The organism is Brasilonema sennae CENA114 (assembly GCF_006968745.1).
Taxonomy (GTDB): Bacteria; Cyanobacteriota; Cyanobacteriia; order Cyanobacteriales; family Nostocaceae; genus Brasilonema; species Brasilonema sennae.
Genome location: NZ_CP030118.1, coordinates 5,743,586 through 5,761,194 on the forward strand (window position 1 = coordinate 5,743,586; position 17,609 = coordinate 5,761,194).

9 protein-coding genes are annotated in these 17,609 nt (G+C 41.5%); 2 read left to right on the forward strand and 7 right to left on the reverse strand.

What is annotated here, in order from left to right; translation table 11 throughout:
* Positions 1 to 279: 279 nt before the first annotated feature.
* From DP114_RS24065 to DP114_RS24090, 6 genes are all read right to left on the reverse strand, one after another.
* Positions 280 to 3,012 (reverse strand): peptidase domain-containing ABC transporter, encoded by a 2,733-nt coding sequence (locus DP114_RS24065; RefSeq protein ID WP_171977310.1) that lies wholly within the window; start codon positions 3,010 to 3,012, stop codon positions 280 to 282.
* Positions 3,013 to 3,019: 7 nt separating this feature from the next.
* Positions 3,020 to 3,631 (reverse strand): helix-turn-helix domain-containing protein, encoded by a 612-nt coding sequence (locus tag DP114_RS24070; RefSeq protein WP_169265550.1) that lies wholly within the window; start codon positions 3,629 to 3,631, stop codon positions 3,020 to 3,022.
* 753 nt (positions 3,632 to 4,384) lie between these two features.
* Positions 4,385 to 5,458, reverse strand: coding sequence for an ABC transporter ATP-binding protein (locus DP114_RS24075; protein WP_171977311.1), 1,074 nt, complete (start codon positions 5,456 to 5,458; stop codon positions 4,385 to 4,387).
* A gap of 39 nt (positions 5,459 to 5,497) precedes the next feature.
* Complete coding sequence (locus DP114_RS24080; RefSeq protein ID WP_171977312.1) at positions 5,498 to 6,382, reverse strand: carbohydrate ABC transporter permease; 885 nt, start codon at positions 6,380 to 6,382, stop codon at positions 5,498 to 5,500.
* 206 nt (positions 6,383 to 6,588) lie between these two features.
* Positions 6,589 to 7,491: a carbohydrate ABC transporter permease gene (locus tag DP114_RS24085; RefSeq protein WP_171977313.1), complete on the reverse strand. Its 903-nt coding sequence runs from the start codon at positions 7,489 to 7,491 to the stop codon at positions 6,589 to 6,591.
* A gap of 255 nt (positions 7,492 to 7,746) precedes the next feature.
* Positions 7,747 to 9,060, reverse strand: coding sequence for an ABC transporter substrate-binding protein (locus DP114_RS24090; RefSeq protein ID WP_171977314.1), 1,314 nt, complete (start codon positions 9,058 to 9,060; stop codon positions 7,747 to 7,749).
* A 163-nt stretch (positions 9,061 to 9,223) separates the two neighbouring features.
* On the opposite strand from DP114_RS24090, the gene DP114_RS24095 reads away from it, so the two are divergent.
* Positions 9,224 to 10,531 carry a P-loop NTPase fold protein gene (locus DP114_RS24095; RefSeq protein ID WP_171977315.1) on the forward strand — a complete coding sequence of 436 codons (1,308 nt, stop codon included), beginning with the start codon at positions 9,224 to 9,226 and terminating at the stop codon, positions 10,529 to 10,531.
* On the opposite strand, the gene DP114_RS24100 is transcribed toward DP114_RS24095, so the two are convergent.
* Positions 10,528 to 11,262, reverse strand: coding sequence for a hypothetical protein (locus DP114_RS24100; RefSeq protein WP_172195281.1), 735 nt, complete (start codon positions 11,260 to 11,262; stop codon positions 10,528 to 10,530). The two genes, DP114_RS24095 and DP114_RS24100, sit on opposite strands and share 4 nt — an antisense overlap.
* Positions 11,263 to 11,403: 141 nt before the next feature.
* Here DP114_RS24100 and DP114_RS24105 point away from each other — a divergent pair, with 141 nt between their 5' ends.
* Positions 11,404 to 17,529 (forward strand): WD40 domain-containing protein, encoded by a 6,126-nt coding sequence (locus tag DP114_RS24105; RefSeq protein WP_171977317.1) that lies wholly within the window; start codon positions 11,404 to 11,406, stop codon positions 17,527 to 17,529.
* Positions 17,530 to 17,609: the final 80 nt, after the last annotated feature.

The following is a 17,609-nucleotide window of genomic DNA, read 5'->3' on the forward strand; positions in this document are numbered from 1 at the left end:
GTAATTGGTAATAGTTTTTTCAGCGTTACTAGTAGCGTCATTTGTCATTGTGTAAATGCTTCTGTGGCTTTTTGCAGCATACGCAACGAAGTGCAGCGATCTCCTGCAAAGACGCTTGTTTGTGGGGTAGAACTTACGGCGCAGGCGTGCGGTAGGTATAGGACAGAAAATCTCGGCAAATGCTAAGGGACGCAAAGTGAAGCATGAAAAGACTTTATTTCATACTCAAGTTCAGCAACGCCGTTTTTTCTAATGATTACCCTTACCTATTTCCACTGTTTACCCTACTGCATTCAACTGCTGTTGATTGAGGTAAAAATAATGTCCTCGTTTCGCCATCAATGCTTGGTGAGTTCCACTCTCAATCAACATGCCCTTATCTAGTACCAAAATCAAATCTGCATTTCGCACAGTCGAAAGACGATGAGCAATAACCAATGTGGTTCGCCCCTTAAGAATTGTGTTCAAATTCCTCTGAATAATGCTTTCCGACTCTGTATCCAGATGAGAGGTAGCCTCATCAAAAATTAACAATTTGGGATTGCCTAATAGTGCACGGGCTATAGCAATTCGCTGTCGCTGTCCACCAGACAACAATCCTCCACCTTCACCAATCTGGGTTTCGTAACCCATAGGCATTTTTTTAATAAACTCGTCAGCCCCTGCTAACTTTGCAGCCTCAATAATGTGTTCCAAAGTTGCCCCAGGATGCCCTAAGCTAATATTTTCTCGAATCGTTCCACCAAACAAAAAGGTATCTTGGTCAACAACGCCAACTTGGTGACGTAAGGAACGTAGAGAAATACTGCTAATATCCTGTCCATCAATCAACACTTTACCTTGTGTAGAGGGATATAACCCCAAAACCAACTTAGAAATGGTAGTTTTCCCAGAACCACTACGTCCCACCAGCGCTATCATTTGCCCAGGTTTGACGTGAAAATTCAGATTTTCCAAAACATTGACATCGCTTTCTGGGTGATAGCGAAATGTCACGTTTTCAAACCGAATGTCACCCTGAATTGGTGGTAAAGATTGTCGCGCTTGGTGCTGCAAATCCTCTTCAGGTTCCGTATCCAACACATCATTAATGCGTTCGGTTGCAATCAGCACTTCCTGCAATTGATTCCACAACACCGTTAATCGTTGGAAGGGACTAATAATATTATCCAACAGCATATTAAATGCTACCAATTGCCCAATTGTTAGCTCGTTTTGAATCACCAAGTGTGCACCAAACCACAGCATGACGGTAGTTATCACTGCTTGAATTGTGTTGCTGAAAATTTGCAAGCGATTGCTGATAACTTGTCCCGAAAAGTTAGTTTTTATCTCTTTATCTAATAATTCCTCCCAATGCCAACGCACTGTTTGTTCCACCGCTGTAGATTTAACTGTCCGTACACCAGTTAGGACTTCAATCAGATAACTACTCTCCGACGCCAAAGCATTAAAGATTTCTCGCGAAATTTTCTGTAGAAAAGGTGTGGCAATCAATGCCAGCAAGGCGAAAGGTGGTATGACCAGCAACGACAACAACGCCATTTTCCAGCTATACCAAAACATCAATCCCAGATAGATAAACACAGTTAGTAAATCTAGCAGGATAGATAACGCTTCACCTGAAAGGAAACGTTGAATTTTACGGTTTTCCTGGACACGAGAGATAATATCCCCCACATAACGGGACTCAAAGAAAGTCAAGGGTAGCCGCAAGGTATGGCGAATAAAGGCAACAATGAGTGCTAAATCTACCTTATTTGCTGTGTGGTCAAGTAGATATTGCCGCAACCCTGTCATCGCCACGCGGAAGAGACTAAAAATCAGCAACCCTAACCCTACGGCTGTCAAGGTTAGTTCAGAACGCTGCACTACGACTCGATCAAAAATTAACTGAGTGAATAGGGGGGTAATTAGTCCAAATATCTGGATAAATACAGAAGCGATAAACACTTCCAGCATCACCAACCCATGAGGCTTCATCAACTCAAAGAATTGCCAAAAGGGAGTTGTAGTCTCTTTGGCATCCTTTAAAAAGGCTGTGGGTTGCAGCAGTAGTGTATAGCCAGTCCAGTTGGCTTTAAATTCTGCGTGGCTAAGGGTGCGTTGACCAATCGCAGGATCTGTGACAATTACGCGTTTTTTGGTGATTTCATAAATAACGATGTAGTGCTTGCCTTCCCAATGAACAATCGCAGGCAGTTTTTGCTTAGCCAATTGGTCAAGACTAGCTTTGACTGGTCGTGTGGCAAATCCAATACTTTCTGCTGCCACTGATAACCCCCGTAGTGAGGCCCCATTACGGTCAACATTGGCGATGTCCCGCAAGCGATTAATACTAAAGCTTTTTCCCCAATAACGAGACACCATTATCAAACAAGCTGCACCGCAGTCTGATGCACTCTGTTGAGCAAAAAATGGATAGCGTTTAGTTACGTGCCGCAACAAGTGTCCAACTCGTTGTGTGGGATTTGGAAAGTAAGCCTTGCTTATCTTTTTTTGGGGTTTTGTCTCTGCGGCTGGCATTGACAAACTACTTGTTTTAGCCTCCACTTGAGACTCAACAACCGTCACTGGGAGTTTATCAGAGTCCACTAACAGGGAATTACGCCCACGCGCTTGCTCATACAAATGCTGCCGGATTTGAGGATACTTAGTCATCAAGGGCGACAACACCTCAGATGGAACAAAGCATAATTGCAAATTTACACTCGCCCTAGCTCCATAAGGCTGAAACTTAGCATCTGGAAATAGGGTAAATTCCCCAAAGGAAGCGCCCGTTTCCAGAGTGGCTATTAATTCACCAGCCTCGTCTAGCAACCTCACCTTACCAGTCATCACAATGTAGATACCAGCTTCAGCCTCAGTTCCTTGCCAAAACTTTCCGACTTTTGGGTTTAGCAATTTAGATTCTTGAAGGCAGCACTTCCCTTCTTCGTCCGAAACAGAATACTTCAAAATGTTGTTCAACTGTTGCAGACTAATCCACTGCTCAGATAGATTTTGCACCATGAATCTCTCAGTCCGTACCTAAGGTTGCTAAGTTAAGAGCCAGAAATCCAGTATCATCCGACATGTTTTCGGATTGAAGGTCGTGAATTAATATTTTGGAATTTTTAGGCTTTTCAGTTGTGGCTTCCGAGACATGACTGGGTTTTGGTCGAGTAGATAATCCCATCTGTTTGAGCAGTCGCTTGATATGGCGATTACTCACCTCAATCCCAAATTCTTTCGCCAGATGTTTCTGAAGCCAGGAAGTTGTCCACCGTCTAAAAGAATAACCATAATCGCGGGGACTATGGCTAAACAATTCTTTCAAACGTTCTGAATATGCCTCGTTCACTGCTTTCGGACGACCAATTGGACAATCTTGCCATTGGTGAGCCATTCCACTACGGGCTATATGCGTCCAATGTCGCACTGTAGCCGGACAACACCCTAAACTCTCACAAATTTCAGCTTGAGACTTTCCCTGATCTGCTAGCAGCATAATTTGAATGCGCCGGCGGTATTGGTTAGGCAAATCTTCTTCCAAATTTTTTTGCAGCAGTTTGCGCTGAAAAGGTGTTAATATTTGAGATTCGACCAAAGCGCTGCCTTTGCAAGTAAGTTGATTATTCTGCTGTGACATATTTATCGATTTCGCTAAATGATGGCAAAAACACTTTGATGAACATCATGAAATAAGTCTCCTTATTTGTTTTATTACACGAAGAATGTATCGAGAGTTATTCTCTCATTCAACTCTGCTTTGTCAATAGAAAAAATAAAAAGTTTTTTTTTATAAAGTTTTTTGTCAAACTGACACGCGCTGCTGTTAAATTCAATTCTGATTTATAAAGAAATTTTAAACGCAAGAGTTATAGAAAGAAAACTTCGGTTATAATGCGAAAGCCAGTAAGAGACTGGCAATAAAGCACCTGAGAGTAAGTCGTTAACGTAAAAATTTCGCTGTGAACCTGGCAAAATGATTTTAGGCTTCGTAGCAAGTTTTCAAATGAGATCAATTTTTTTGGTGTAAGATGTCAGTAATACCATTTCACGATTGTGCCTGATACAAATGATTGGTCTTTAATTCTTTCTCCCGGCTCGGGTGCTGTCTATTTGTATCAACTTCAAAGTGAAACGGTATTAGAGTTGTCCTATGAGCAATTAATCGACTACTACAAACTACGCTTCCTTTTCAACAAGTCCTGGACTTGCTGAACCCAAATGTAGAGGGCCGGATTAGTCATGAGGGCGTTAATACGAAAGCACTGCTGTATAGATTTTCGCAAGTACCCATTTCATCGATCTCATGGATCTTTTTAGATTAGGAATTTTTCCCAGCTTGTCCATAACTCCTCAAATAACTAAAGCCAAAACTACATAATTTTATTTACTTTTACTTGAGTGCGTCACCTGATTTCACATCAAACCAGTGGATATTCTGGGGCGGTAAAGCTAATCTAATTTCTTCGTTATTCCATTTTTGCTCTGGGGGTAACAATGCACGTATGGTCAACGGTTCTGTTTCAGCAGTTGCAACACGCACACTCACCAAGTTATGCATACCCAAGTTTTCCACCAGATACACTTGTCCTTGGATAACCTGTCTATCATCAGGTTGTGCAATGCGGACGTTTTCTGGACGAATACCTAAGATAATTTCTGGTGGTACTGTTGGTATATCTGGCAAAAGTATGTTTGCATCACCTAAGATTGCAGAACGTCCCTTACAAGGTAGGGTAAGCAAATTCATTTGCGGACTGCCAACAAATCCAGCTACAAATAAATTAGCTGGTTGGTTATAAATGCGTTCTGGTGGGTCGAGTTGCTGAATCAGTCCGTCGTTGAGGACAGCGACTTTTGTTGAAAGCGTCATTGCTTCTGTTTGGTCGTGAGTCACGTAGACTACTGGGGCTTTTTGGGCGGCAAATATTTGTTTTATATCTGCGCGGACTCGTTCCCGCAGGAGTGCATCTAGGTTACTGAGTGGTTCATCTAGCAAGTAAACTTGGGCGCGACGCACTAAGGCCCGACCGACGGCGACTCGCTGTCTTTGTCCCCCGGATAATTGACCAGGTTTACGCTGTAATAATTCTTCTAATCCCAAAAGTTTTGAAACTTCCGTGACTCGCTGTTCAATTTCAGTGCGAGGAGTTTTTTTCAGCTTTAGTCCAGAAGCTAGATTTTCGTACACGGACATATGGGGATAAAGCGCATAGCTTTGAAACACCATCGCCATGTTGCGATCGCCTGGTTGCTTAAATGTAATATCCTCATCCCCAAGAAATATCCGACCACGAGTCGGTTCCTCCAACCCTGCAATCATTCGCAGTGTCGTAGACTTACCGCAGCCACTCGGACCGAGTAAAGTCAGAAATTCATTGTCATCTACAGTTAAACTCACATCTTTAACTGGAATGATTTTGGAAGTATAAGTCTTATTTAAGTTTTGTAGTTCCAGTTTCGCCATAATGATTTATCTTTTGATTATTTGTTGATTATCTGTTAATTATCCCTTAACAGCACCAGCAGTCAAACCTTGAATAATCTTGCGCTGAAAGAACAAAACCAGTAAAACTAAGGGCAATGTTCCTATCACGGTTGCTGCTGCAATCGGACCATAGGGAATTTCAAAAACTGTAGCACCACCTAATTGTGCTGCTGCAACAGGAATTGTTTTCATCTCTTCACGGGTAATAAACGTCAGAGAAAAGATAAACTCATTCCAGGCAAAAATAAATGTCAGAATTCCCGTCGTTACCAATGCAGGAAGTGTCATAGGTATTAAGATTTGTATTAACATTTGCAAAGTGTTATAACCATCCACTCTTGCAGAATCTTCTAAGTCTTTTGGTAACTGCTCAAAAAAGCTACGTAACACTAAAATTGTTAATGGTAAGTTGATAGCAGTGTAGGGAATAATCAGGGCTAAATAGTTGTTCCCTAGATGTAACTTTTGGATAATTTCCAAAAGTCCCAAGAATAATAAAATTCCTGGAAACAAAGTCACAATCAGAATACCTGCAAGGATAACTCTGCCACCCCAAGGACGCAACCGTGCTAAAGCGTAAGCAGCAGGTGCACCCATAACTAAAGACAAAACCGTAGAAACAACTGAGACAAAGGCACTATTTAATATGTAGCGCAAAAACGGACGACGAGTGAATAATTCCGTGTAGTGATTGAGAGTGATTCGAGAGGGAAAATAAATGGTAGGGACTTTTGAAATATCTTGATTCACTTTGAATGAAGTTAGTACTTGCCACATTGCTGGTGCTAAGCAGAAAACGACTACTAGGGCAACTACTATCCAAAGCAAAATATTTTGCCAAGATTTTTTTACTTTTGTTTTTGGTTTAGAATTTTTCGTCAAGTTTTCCTGATGAACCGTCATAGAGATTTGAAATTTGAGATGTTATGTTAAATCTGGTTGATTGGTTATCATTCACGTTTTTACCTCACCCCAGCCCCTCTCCTTACTAAGGAGAGGGGTGCCGTAGGCGGGGTGAGGTTTTTACGATACGATAAGTATTCAACTGTATTTCATCTTAGAGTGAGAATTATTAACAGTCATCAGTTACTTGATAACTTATAACTGATTTAAAAGGTATTTACACGAGATTTTTTGAGCAAAAAACTAGCAATAATTACCGCTGCAACTAGTAACAGGAACGTACAAACAACCAAAGCTGCTCCGTATCCAAAATCTAAGTAGCGCATGATGGTAGAATAAATATACAGCGACACCACTTCCGTTGCACCACCTGGACCACCCCCAGTCATTACAGCAATCAAGTCATAAACTCCAAAAGCTTGAGCAAACCGAAACAATGTGGCGATGAGGATTTGCGGTATCAACAAAGGGAGGGTAATTTGATAGAAGCTTTGCCAACGTGTTGCACCATCAATTGCATGAGCTTCGTATAAGTCGGGTGAAATCGACTGCAAACCAGCTAATAATAAGATACTGATAAACGGAGTCGTTTTCCAGACATCTCCAATTATCACGGCTATCATTGCCAATGTCGGGTCTCCTAACCAGTTAATTCCACTTTTAATCAAGCCTAGCCGCATTAAAATATCATTGACAACTCCAAACTGATCATTGAAAATCCAAGCCCAAGCAAGACCAATAAGAGCAGTAGGTAAAGCCCAAGGTAGGATAGCAATTGTACGCACCACACCCCTGCCAAAAAACTGCCTGTTCAACACTAAAGCTATACCTAATCCCAACAGTAACTCTAGCAACACTGTTGCAAAAGTAAATACTGTTGTCGTTCCGAAACTCTGCCAAAAACGACCATCCCCCGACATCCGTACATAATTGCTAAAACCAGAAAAGACGGGTTGCAGATTTGTTGCTAAATTTTGGGTAAAGAAACTTAACCAAAAAGCACGAACTATTGGATATCCAAAGACAAACAACAGTAACAGCAACGCAGGTACCAAGAAAATCCACGCTGTTCGTTGTTCTCGACTTCTGATTGTTTGTAGATTAGTCATTTCTTTACTAGATGAATACTTGTAAAAAACGAAGAACCTCACCCCGCCCTCCGGGCACCCCTCACGCCAGGTGCACCGTCCTTGGGAACCCCCCTTCGGGTTCGCCAGTCGCCTACGGAGGGAGACCCTCCTGCAGCGCTGGTCTCACCGCAACGCACTGGCTCTCCTTATTAAGGAGAGGGGGATAGTTAGTAATTGGGAGAAATTGATATTATTGGTCATTTTATAAACCTGGTATACAAAGTTTCTCATCAATTAGCCTTTAGCTTTTAGTAGTTGCCTAGTTTCACTAGCTGCAGCTTGCATTGCGCTTTCAGGAGTCATGCGATTTGTGAGTGCTGCACTCAGGTAACGTTGCAAAATATCTGATGCTTGAGCATATTGAGCAATGGACGGACGCAAAATGGCTTTATCAGCTATTTTAAGTAACTCAGGATAATAGGGGTATTTACTAACAATTTGTGGATCTATAAACAGAGAACGTCGGCTTGGTACAAAACCCGCTTTCAAAATAAACTGGCGCTGTGCTTCTTCACTGGTAAAAAATTGAATTGCTTTCCAAGCTTCTTTAGGATGTTTTGATAATTTAGCAATTCCCAAACCCCAACCACCTAAACATCCTCCTCCACTATTTCCAGGGGTAGCAACCATTGGTTTAATGCCAATTTTACCTTTTAGAGGAGAATCTTGAGCATTTGCTAAGGGCCAAACATAAGGCCAACTGCGTAAAAATGCTGCTTGACCACTTTGAAATATGCGTCTGGTATCTTCTTCTATATATGTTGTGACTCCAGGCGGAGAAATTCCTTCTTTAATTGTGTCTTTGAGAAAGGCGATCGCTTTTACTGTCTCTGGTTTATCTAGCCCTACTTCTAAAGTATCAGGCTTCACCCAAAATCCACCAAAACCTTGCAAAACTTCCACAAACATAGCAGCTGAACCTTCATACTGGCGACCTTGCCAAAGGTAACCCCAATTAACTTTTTGTTGCTCTTTTAAGGACTTAGAAATTTTCACTACGTCTGCGAATGTTTCTGGTGGTTTAAAACCTGCCCCTTTGAGTAAGTCTTCGCGGTAGTAGAAGACTCCAGCATCGCTTCGCACAGGAATTCTGTAGAGTTTACCTTCGTAACGTCCGCCTTCTACATCTTTGGGTGAGAATGCTGCTAATTCTGTTTTTGTGAGGCGATCGCTCAAATCTAACAACCATCCTGCTGCAGCAAATTTGGGTGTCCAAATAACATCCATGTTGACCAAATCATAAGGAGAATCTCCCAAAATAAATGCTGAAGTATAAAGGTCTTCTAGTAAATTCGTCGAATTGGGACCTTCAACAATATTAATACGAATACCTGGATTTTTTTCTTCAAAATCTTTGACGATGCCTTGCTTCCAAGGTTGAGCATCAGGAGCAGTCATCAGCAGATTTAGGACAACTGGTTCTTGCGGTATGGCTTTTGGAATGGAAAGCAAGATCATGCCCAGTAGAACAGCAAATAATATTCCTGTGCGCCATTTGAGGCTTCGTAATTTTTTCAGCTTTTGTTTTATTTTTTGGATTTTAGACATTTTTAGCAAAATATCTCTATTCTAGGAAAATTTTTTTTAAAGGTTTTAATTGAAACATTCTACTCTACGATTTGCAAATCCAAAAATTTACTTAAATATTTTTTCGGAATATATCACTGAGCTAAGGTAGATAATAAAGATCAGCCTTGTTGCATAGTAGTTTATGAAGCTCGACTTGCAGAAGTTTTACCTAGCTTGCAACCCAAGCAAGACCTTAGTTGTGAGCAATCCTCTCGATAGACAATATTATATTGATTTTGCTTCAGTGCGGGGTGGCAGGATAATTGAAGAATTAAAAGAAAATATTACATTTTTTTCCCCCGATGAGCCAACTTGTGAGCTATTCACGGGACATATCGGCTGCGGTAAGTCTACAGAACTGTTGCGGCTAAAAGCAGAATTAGAGGAAAAAGATTTTTTTGTCGTTTATTTCGAGTCTAGTCAAGACTTGGAATTGGGCGATGTGGATATTGCTGATATTATGCTGGCGATCGCCCGCCGAGTCAGCGAAAGTCTTGAAAGCTTTGAAACGCTGGAACTAGACGAACCTAAAGGGTTGAAAAGTTTACTTCACGGTATCAACAAACTTTTGCAAGCAGAATTGGAAGTCTCTGCGGAAGCATCCATTCCGCTGGGTATTGGCAAAATTACAGCCAAAGCAAAAAGCAGTCCAGAACTCCGCAATAAGTTAAGAGAATATCTCGGACCTCGAACCAAAGGAATTTTAGACTCAATTAATGAGGAACTCTTGGAACCTGCTGTTGAGAAACTCAAGCAACGGGGCAAAAAAGGACTGGTGGTGATCGTTGATAATCTTGACCGTGTAGAGAATTCTCAAAAACCGTGGGGAAGACCACAACCAGAATATCTCTTTGTAGATCGGGGGGAACAGTTACGTCAACTCAACTGCCATGTTGTTTATACAATGCCCCTTTCCTTGAGATTTTCAAATGATATAGAAAGATTAAGCCAGCGATTTATGGTCAATCCCAAGGTACTGCCAATGGTACCTGTGCTGCAACGAGACGGTAGTGTTTTTCACGAAGGAATATATCTTCTCAAACAGATGGTGCTAGCAAGGGCTTTTCCATATGTACCAGAAGGGTACCGTTTAGATTTGATTAAAGATATTTTTGACACTCCAGAAACTTTAGAACGATTATGTTGTGTTAGTGGCGGTCATGTGCGCGAGTTACTCATGTTGCTTTATGATTGGATAAAAAAAGAACGTCGGCTTCCTCTTTCAAAGAAGATTTTGGAAACTGTGGTCAAAGCACGTAGCAATCAAATGAAGTTAGCAATTACAAAGGATGAATGGGAATTGCTGCGACAAGTGGAAAAAACTAAGCAGGTGCGCGGAGACGAAGACTATCGCAGTTTAGTTCACAGTCGATTTGTGTATGAATATTGCGACTCGGAAGGGTCTTGGTTTGATATAAACCCAATTTTGGCAGAAGCACCAGAACTTTAACAATTCAAAATTAAAGACAGTAGTAGATGGAAGTAGATGGACACAAATAAATGAAACAATTCTGTAGGGTGGGCATTGCCTAAAATAGATTTTCTCGTAGAACGTAACTTTTTGCTGGCAATGCCCACCATTAGTTTAATTCTGCCCACCCACTTACAGTGGTTTTCTCTAAGGTGGGCGTAGTAGATGGACACAAATAAATGAAACAATTCTGTAGGGTGGGCATTGCCTAAAATAGATTTTCTCGTAGAACGTAACTTTTTGCTGGCAATGCCCACCATTAGTTTAATTCTGCCCACCCACTTACAGTGGTTTTCTCTAAGGTGGGCGTAGTAGATGGACACAAATAAATGAAACAATTCTGTAGGGTGGGCATTGCCTAAAATAGATTTTCTCGTAGAACGTAACTTTTTGCTGGCAATGCCCACCATTAGTTTAATTCTGCCCACCCACTTACAGTGGTTTTCTCTAAGGTGGGCGTAGTAGATGGACACAAATAAATGAAACAATTCTGTAGGGTGGGCATTGCCTAAAATAGATTTTCTCGTAGAACGTAACTTTTTGCTGGCAATGCCCACCATTAGTTTAATTCTGCCCACCCACTTACAGTGGTTTTCTCTAAGGTGGGCGTAGTAGATGGACACAAATAAATGAAACAATTCTGTAGGGTGGGCATTGCCTAAAATAGATTTTCTCGTAGAACGTAACTTTTTGCTGGCAATGCCCACCATTAGTTTAATTCTGTCCACCCACTTACAGTGGTTTTCTCTAAGGTGGGCATTGCTCATCGATTTCAAATATCACATAGGTTTTTCTGAGCAATGCCCACCCTACTAACTAACTACTAACTGACTAACAACTAATAACTCAATATGATGAATCAGCAGGGGCAAATCAAAGAGATTGCAGCTTTTAACGAAAATTCCTTACAAGAGTTAACTTGGGCGATTGAAAGTTCTAGAGGAGAATTTTCGCTGATTTTGGCACTCTGTAATTCTGCGAGTTTGCGACGGCGACTGACGCAAGAAGTGCAAGCATCTTGTTCTGTGAAAATTCGTGAGATAATTTTGGAGCAGTCTGTTACAACTCTCTACACAACAATTCAAGCAGAACTGGGTAACGAGCATCCCGAAGCGTTAATTGTCTCTGGCTTAGAGTCGGTAAAAGCGATTGATTTGATGCTCAGAGGTGCAAACCAAGTCAGGGAAGAGTTTCGCAAAAATTTCCCCTTTCCTATAGTGTTTTGGGTAACAGATGAGGCGGTGCAAAAGCTGATTCGTTTAGCGCCTGATTTCCAAAGCTGGACAACAACAGTTGAATTTGCCATCCCTACTGAAGATTTGATTCAATATATCCAGCAAACGGCTGATGAAGTTTTTGCCAAAGTTTTAGAAGTGGGTGCAGGGAGATTTCTAGATAACGCCGCCCTTAACCTGGGAATTGGTTCCCCACGACGCACCGAGTTAGAGTTAGCGCGAGTAGAATTGCAAAATCGCGGCGTCACGTTACATCCAGAAATTGAAGCGAGTTTAGAGTTTGTCTTAGGTCGAGATACTCGTGGTTTGGAGGAGTCTCGGCAACATTACGAGCGTAGTTTAACACTTTTGCCGAACACCAACTCCCCACTTCCCAAATTGCTAGAGCAACGCGCTTGTCTACTTTACTGCATGGGCTTGTGGTGGCGTACTTATGCTGTATTAAATCATGTGGAGAGCGAACGCGCTCATGCCACTACTAAAGATTATTTTCAAGAATGTATAACCGTATTTGAACAAGCTAACCGCCAAGACTTAGTAGCTAATTTTATCAATGGTTTGGGAGGAGTGCTGCAACGTATGCAGTGCTGGGATGAATTAGAACCCGTTGCTCGTAAAGGAATAACTTTGCATCAAACCTATCCCCATCAGTTTAGACTGGCGAGAGCTTATGGTTTTTTGGCTGAGGTAGCAGTTGCTAAATCCGCTTGGAAAGAAGCTCAAGAAGCAGCAAAACAAGCTTTGGCAATTTTGGATAGTGCAGCATCCACCGCAGAAAATTCTGTATCATCAGAAACAATTGCCGATTTAGAATGGGAGCAATCGTCTCACCAAGGTTGGTATTTATTTACCTTAGCAAAGGCACAAATCGCACTTGGCGAGAAAAAAGAAGCCATAACTACCCTAGAAACAGCTAAAGCACGAACTAAAGCACAGTACGAACCAGAGCTTTACATTCAGATTTTGTGCGAGTTACGCGACTGTTACTTTCAACAAGGTGAATATCTCAAAGCATTTCATATTAAATTAGAACTGCGATCCAACGAGCAAACGTATGGTATCCGTGCTTTTATTGGTGCGGGACGATTACAGCCAAAGCAACAGGTGACAAACCCCACTTTAGTTCTGGTAGAACAGCAACAGACAGTTGCTCAAGAAATCGCTGCGACAGGAAGAGAGCAAGATATCAAACGTCTCGTCGAACGCGTAGCCCGCCCGGATCACAAGCTGACGATTATTTATGGACAATCTGGTGTGGGCAAAAGTTCGATTTTACAAGCTGGCTTAATACCAGTGTTGAAACAGAAAGCAATTGGTACTCGTGATGTTGTACCTGTTCTACAGCAAGTTTATCCTGATTGGCTTCGGGAACTGGGCGATCGCTTAGCTGAGGCGCTTCCCCAAAGACGAACCTCTCCCCCAACCCCTCCCCTACAAGGGGAGGGGAGACAAACTCCCCCCTTCCCTAGCAGGGAAGGGGGGCTAGGGGGGTTAGGTGTAAGCGATACCAAAAGTTTTACATCTAACCCTCTCCCTATCAACGAGAAGGAAACAACAGATGCAGCCAACTCCATCCTCAACCAATTGCAAACAAATGCAGATGATGAACTCCTAACAGTTTTAATCTTCGACCAATTTGAAGAATTTTTCTTCGTTTACAAAGACCCAAAACAAAGACTCACTTTTTATAACTTTTTGCGGGAATGCTTAGATGTACCCCATGCCAGAGTCATCTTGGCATTGCGAGAAGATTATTTATATTATCTCTTAGAGTGTAACGATCGCCTCACGAATTTAGAAGTTATTAATAACAACATTCTGGATAAAGATGTTCTTTATTATTTAGGTAATTTTTCCCGAAAAGATGCCAAAGCACTTATTCAAAGCTTTACTCAAACAACCAAATTATTATTAGACGCAGAACTCATTGATGCATTAGTAGACGATTTAGCCGGTGACTTTGGCGAAATCCGCCCGATTGAGTTGCAGGTAGTAGGGACGCAACTGCAAACAGAGAAAATAAAAACGCTGGCACAATATCAAGAACATGGTCCTAAAGAAGAACTTGTAGGTAAATTTTTAGAAGAAGTCGTCAAAGATTGCGGTGCTGAAAACGAGCAAATCGCAAAACTGGTGTTGTATTTGCTCACAAATGAAAACAACACTCGTCCCTTAAAAACTCGTGCTGATTTGGAATTAGAGCTAGATGTAAAAGCAGAAACACTCGATTTAGTTTTATTAATTTTAGTGAAATCGGGGTTAGTATTTAAAATACCAGCAGTTCCGGCTGACCGCTATCAGTTAGTACATGATTATTTGGTTCCCTTTGTTCGTCAGCAGCAATCAGAGCGATTGATTGCAGAATTAGAAAAGGAGAGAGAGCAACGAAAGTTAACAGAAGCGAAGCTAAATCAAGCACTGAAAAAGCAATTGCGAGATGCGCGTCGAGCAACATTTACCCTAATAGGATTCTTAGCGATCATTACTGGAGTTGCAATAACAGCAACAACAGTTGGAATAAATTTGTACCTTACAAGTCTCAGTTCATCCTCAGCACAGAACAAACAGCTCAATCAACTGGTATTAGCTTTAAAAGCAGGGAAAATACTACAACAGTTACCATTTGTAGCAATACCTGGAACACAACTCACAATTTCGGCACAACTGAATCAGGCAGTTAGTTCAGTAACTGAACTTAATCGTTTGGAAAGGCATAAGGATGCTGTTACGCACATTAGCTTCAGCCCTAATGGTAAAGTACTAGCTACAGCAAGTAAGGATAAAACCGTCAAACTCTGGCGTATTGATGGCAGCCTGATTAAATCTTTAGAAACGCACACTCGTACTGTGACAAGCACTAGCTTCAGTCCCAACGGCAAGATGTTAGCCACAGCGAGTAAAGACAATAAAGTGAAACTCTGGAAACTTGATGGCAAAGAGATTCAAGAGATTAGTAGTTGGGAAGCGCACAAAGGCGGTGTTACCAACGTCATTTTCAGCCCTGACAGCAAGATGCTAGCCACAGCAGGTGGAGACAAAACCGTAAAAATCTGGAGTATCGATGGTACAAAGATTGCGACTATAAAAGGGCTTAGTGACCAGGTGACAACACTTAGTTTCAGTCCTAACAGCAAGATGTTAGCTACAGGTGGTCAATACGACACCGTAAAACTTTGGAATCTTAGTGGTACAAATATTGGCATCATTGATAACTATGGTGCCATAACTATGCGTTTCAGCCCCAATAGTCAGAGTATCACTCTAGCTAATAAAGATGGGACAGTAAAGCTTTGGTATATTAACGATCCTTTTAAGAGTACTTTGATCAAAAATACTAATTATGGTTGTAAGCCCAGGCTTCATACCACTAGTTTCAGCCCTAATGGTGAATTTCTAGCTTACGATGATACCTCAGATGAATTCTACAAGAACAAAGTATTCCTTGCAGAACCAGAACAACTCGGCTGCGTTTCAACATCTTTACAGCATAGCGACAGTATTACCTATATAACTTTTAGCCCTGATGGCAAATTGCTCGCATCAGCTAGTCAAGACAAAACTGTAAAACTTTGGAAGGTTGACAAGGCTCTCCTTACTAGTGACTTGAGGAGCAGAATACCCAAAGTAAGGTATAGCTTTGATGGCAAGATTATTGCTACTGGTACTACTAACGATAACACAGTAACGCTCCAGCAGCATGACAGTAAACAACTCAAAACGATTCCAGCAGATAGTTCAATCCTCAGTTTTAGCCCTGATAGCAAAACTCTTGCTACTGCTAGTGCTGAAGATATTGTCAAACTTTGGAGTCTTAATGGTAAAGAAACTATTTTAAAAGGACATCACAGTAGTATCACTAGTATTAACTTCAGTCCTGACAATCAGCTAATTGCCACTGGCAGTAGCGAAAATTTAGTGCAACTGTGGAGTAGTGACGGTACCTTGCTGAAAAACTTGCCTGGACACACAGGTAGCGTTAACAGCATTAGCTTCAGTCGTGATAGCCAAATGATTGCCTCTATTGGTGATGATAACATGGTGAAACTTTGGCATCGTGACGGTAGGCTCATCGCAACTCTGGCAGGACATACTAAGAATGTTAAAAAAGTAGTTTTCAGTCCCGATAACCAGATTATTGCCTCTATTGGTGATGATAACGTGGTGAAACTTTGGCATCGTGACGGCAAGCTGATCAAAACTTTGACTGGACATCCAGATAACGTTACAAGCGTGGAGTTCAGTCGTGATGGCAGCATTATTGCTTCTGTAAGCAGTAGTGAAAACAGACTTGAGAACAGCCAGATAATACTTTGGCGGAGTAAAGATGGTCATTTTCTCAAAACCATTGATAACTATGGCATCAAAAAGGTTAGTTTCAGTCCTGATGGAAAAACTATTGCGTCAATCAATGGTGACAATACTGTCAAACTTTGGAGTCTTAAGGGGAATTTGCTTGTAACCCTCAAAGGACATAACGATGAAATTAATGACTTGAGTTTCAGCCATGATGGCAAAATGATTGCCACTGCAAGTAATGACAGTACCGTAATCCTTTGGAGAACCAGTGATGGCAATCGCAGCAAAATTCTTCGCGGACACAGTGGTGCAGTCTATAGTGTCAGTTTTAGCCCTGATAGTAAAACCATTGCCTCAGCAAGTAAAGACAATACAGTGAAACTCTGGAGTAGCAAAGACGGTAATTTGATCAAACCGCTGGAGCAGAGTGCTCAAGAGAACATCCAGAATTTAGATTATCATCTAGTCAGTTTTAGTGAAGATGGCAAAGTCATAACTTCTGTCAGTGATTTCGGCAAATTGTCGGGTAGACAGTATAAGAATAACTATACAGTGAGAGTATGGAGCAGTGACGGCAAAGAACTTAAAACTCTTCGAGGAAATGGTAAGTTCAGTGGCTTCAGTGCAGATGGTAAAAGAGTTGCCCTTAGTCCAAATGGCAAAATAGTTGTCTTTGCTAGTAAAGATAATGCCATAAAACTCTGGAATCTTAATGGTATTTTACAAGCAACCCTTAAAGGACACAGTGACTGGATCAACAGCGTCAGTTTCAGTCCTGATGGTAAGACGATCGCCTCTGGTAGTGATGACAAAACTGTGAAAATTTGGAACAGTAATGGTAATCTAATCAAAACCATTAAAAAGCATAGCGGTAAAGTTAACAGCGTCAGTTTCAGCCCTAATGGCAAGACGATCGCCTCTGGTAGTGATGACAAAACTTTGAAAATCTGGAATAGTAACGGCACTCCGCGCCAAACAATCGATAAGCATACCCAGAGAGTCACAAGCCTGAGTTTCAGCCCCGATAACAAGACCATTGCCTCAGCTAGTGATGACGGCACTGTTAAGCTTTGGAACAGCAGTAACGGGAGAGAAGTTGAAAATTTCCAGAACCAGATCATATTATCTATTGAAAATCCGATTAATGCCCTAAATTTCAGCTTAGATGGCAAGATACTTGCTTACGATGGCGTTGGGTTCAGGCGAACACAGCTTTATCTCCCTAACGGTCTTTGGTTCAAAACAGCCACGCTTTCCTCAATTTCGGATACTAGTTTCATCCCTAGCAGTCAACCTCTTATTGTTGCTGGCAATGATGGCAAGTTGGTTTTGAGTTTGGGTTTAGATGATTTACTAAAACAAGGTTGCAACATAGCACGTAATTATCTCAAGAATAACCCGAAGGTTGATAAGAGCGATCGCACTCTCTGCGACGACATCAAATAAACAACCCCAAAATTAATCCACCACAGACGCGTTAACAAAAAAATTTCCCCACAACTCTAAGCGACTTGTACACTCTTGAG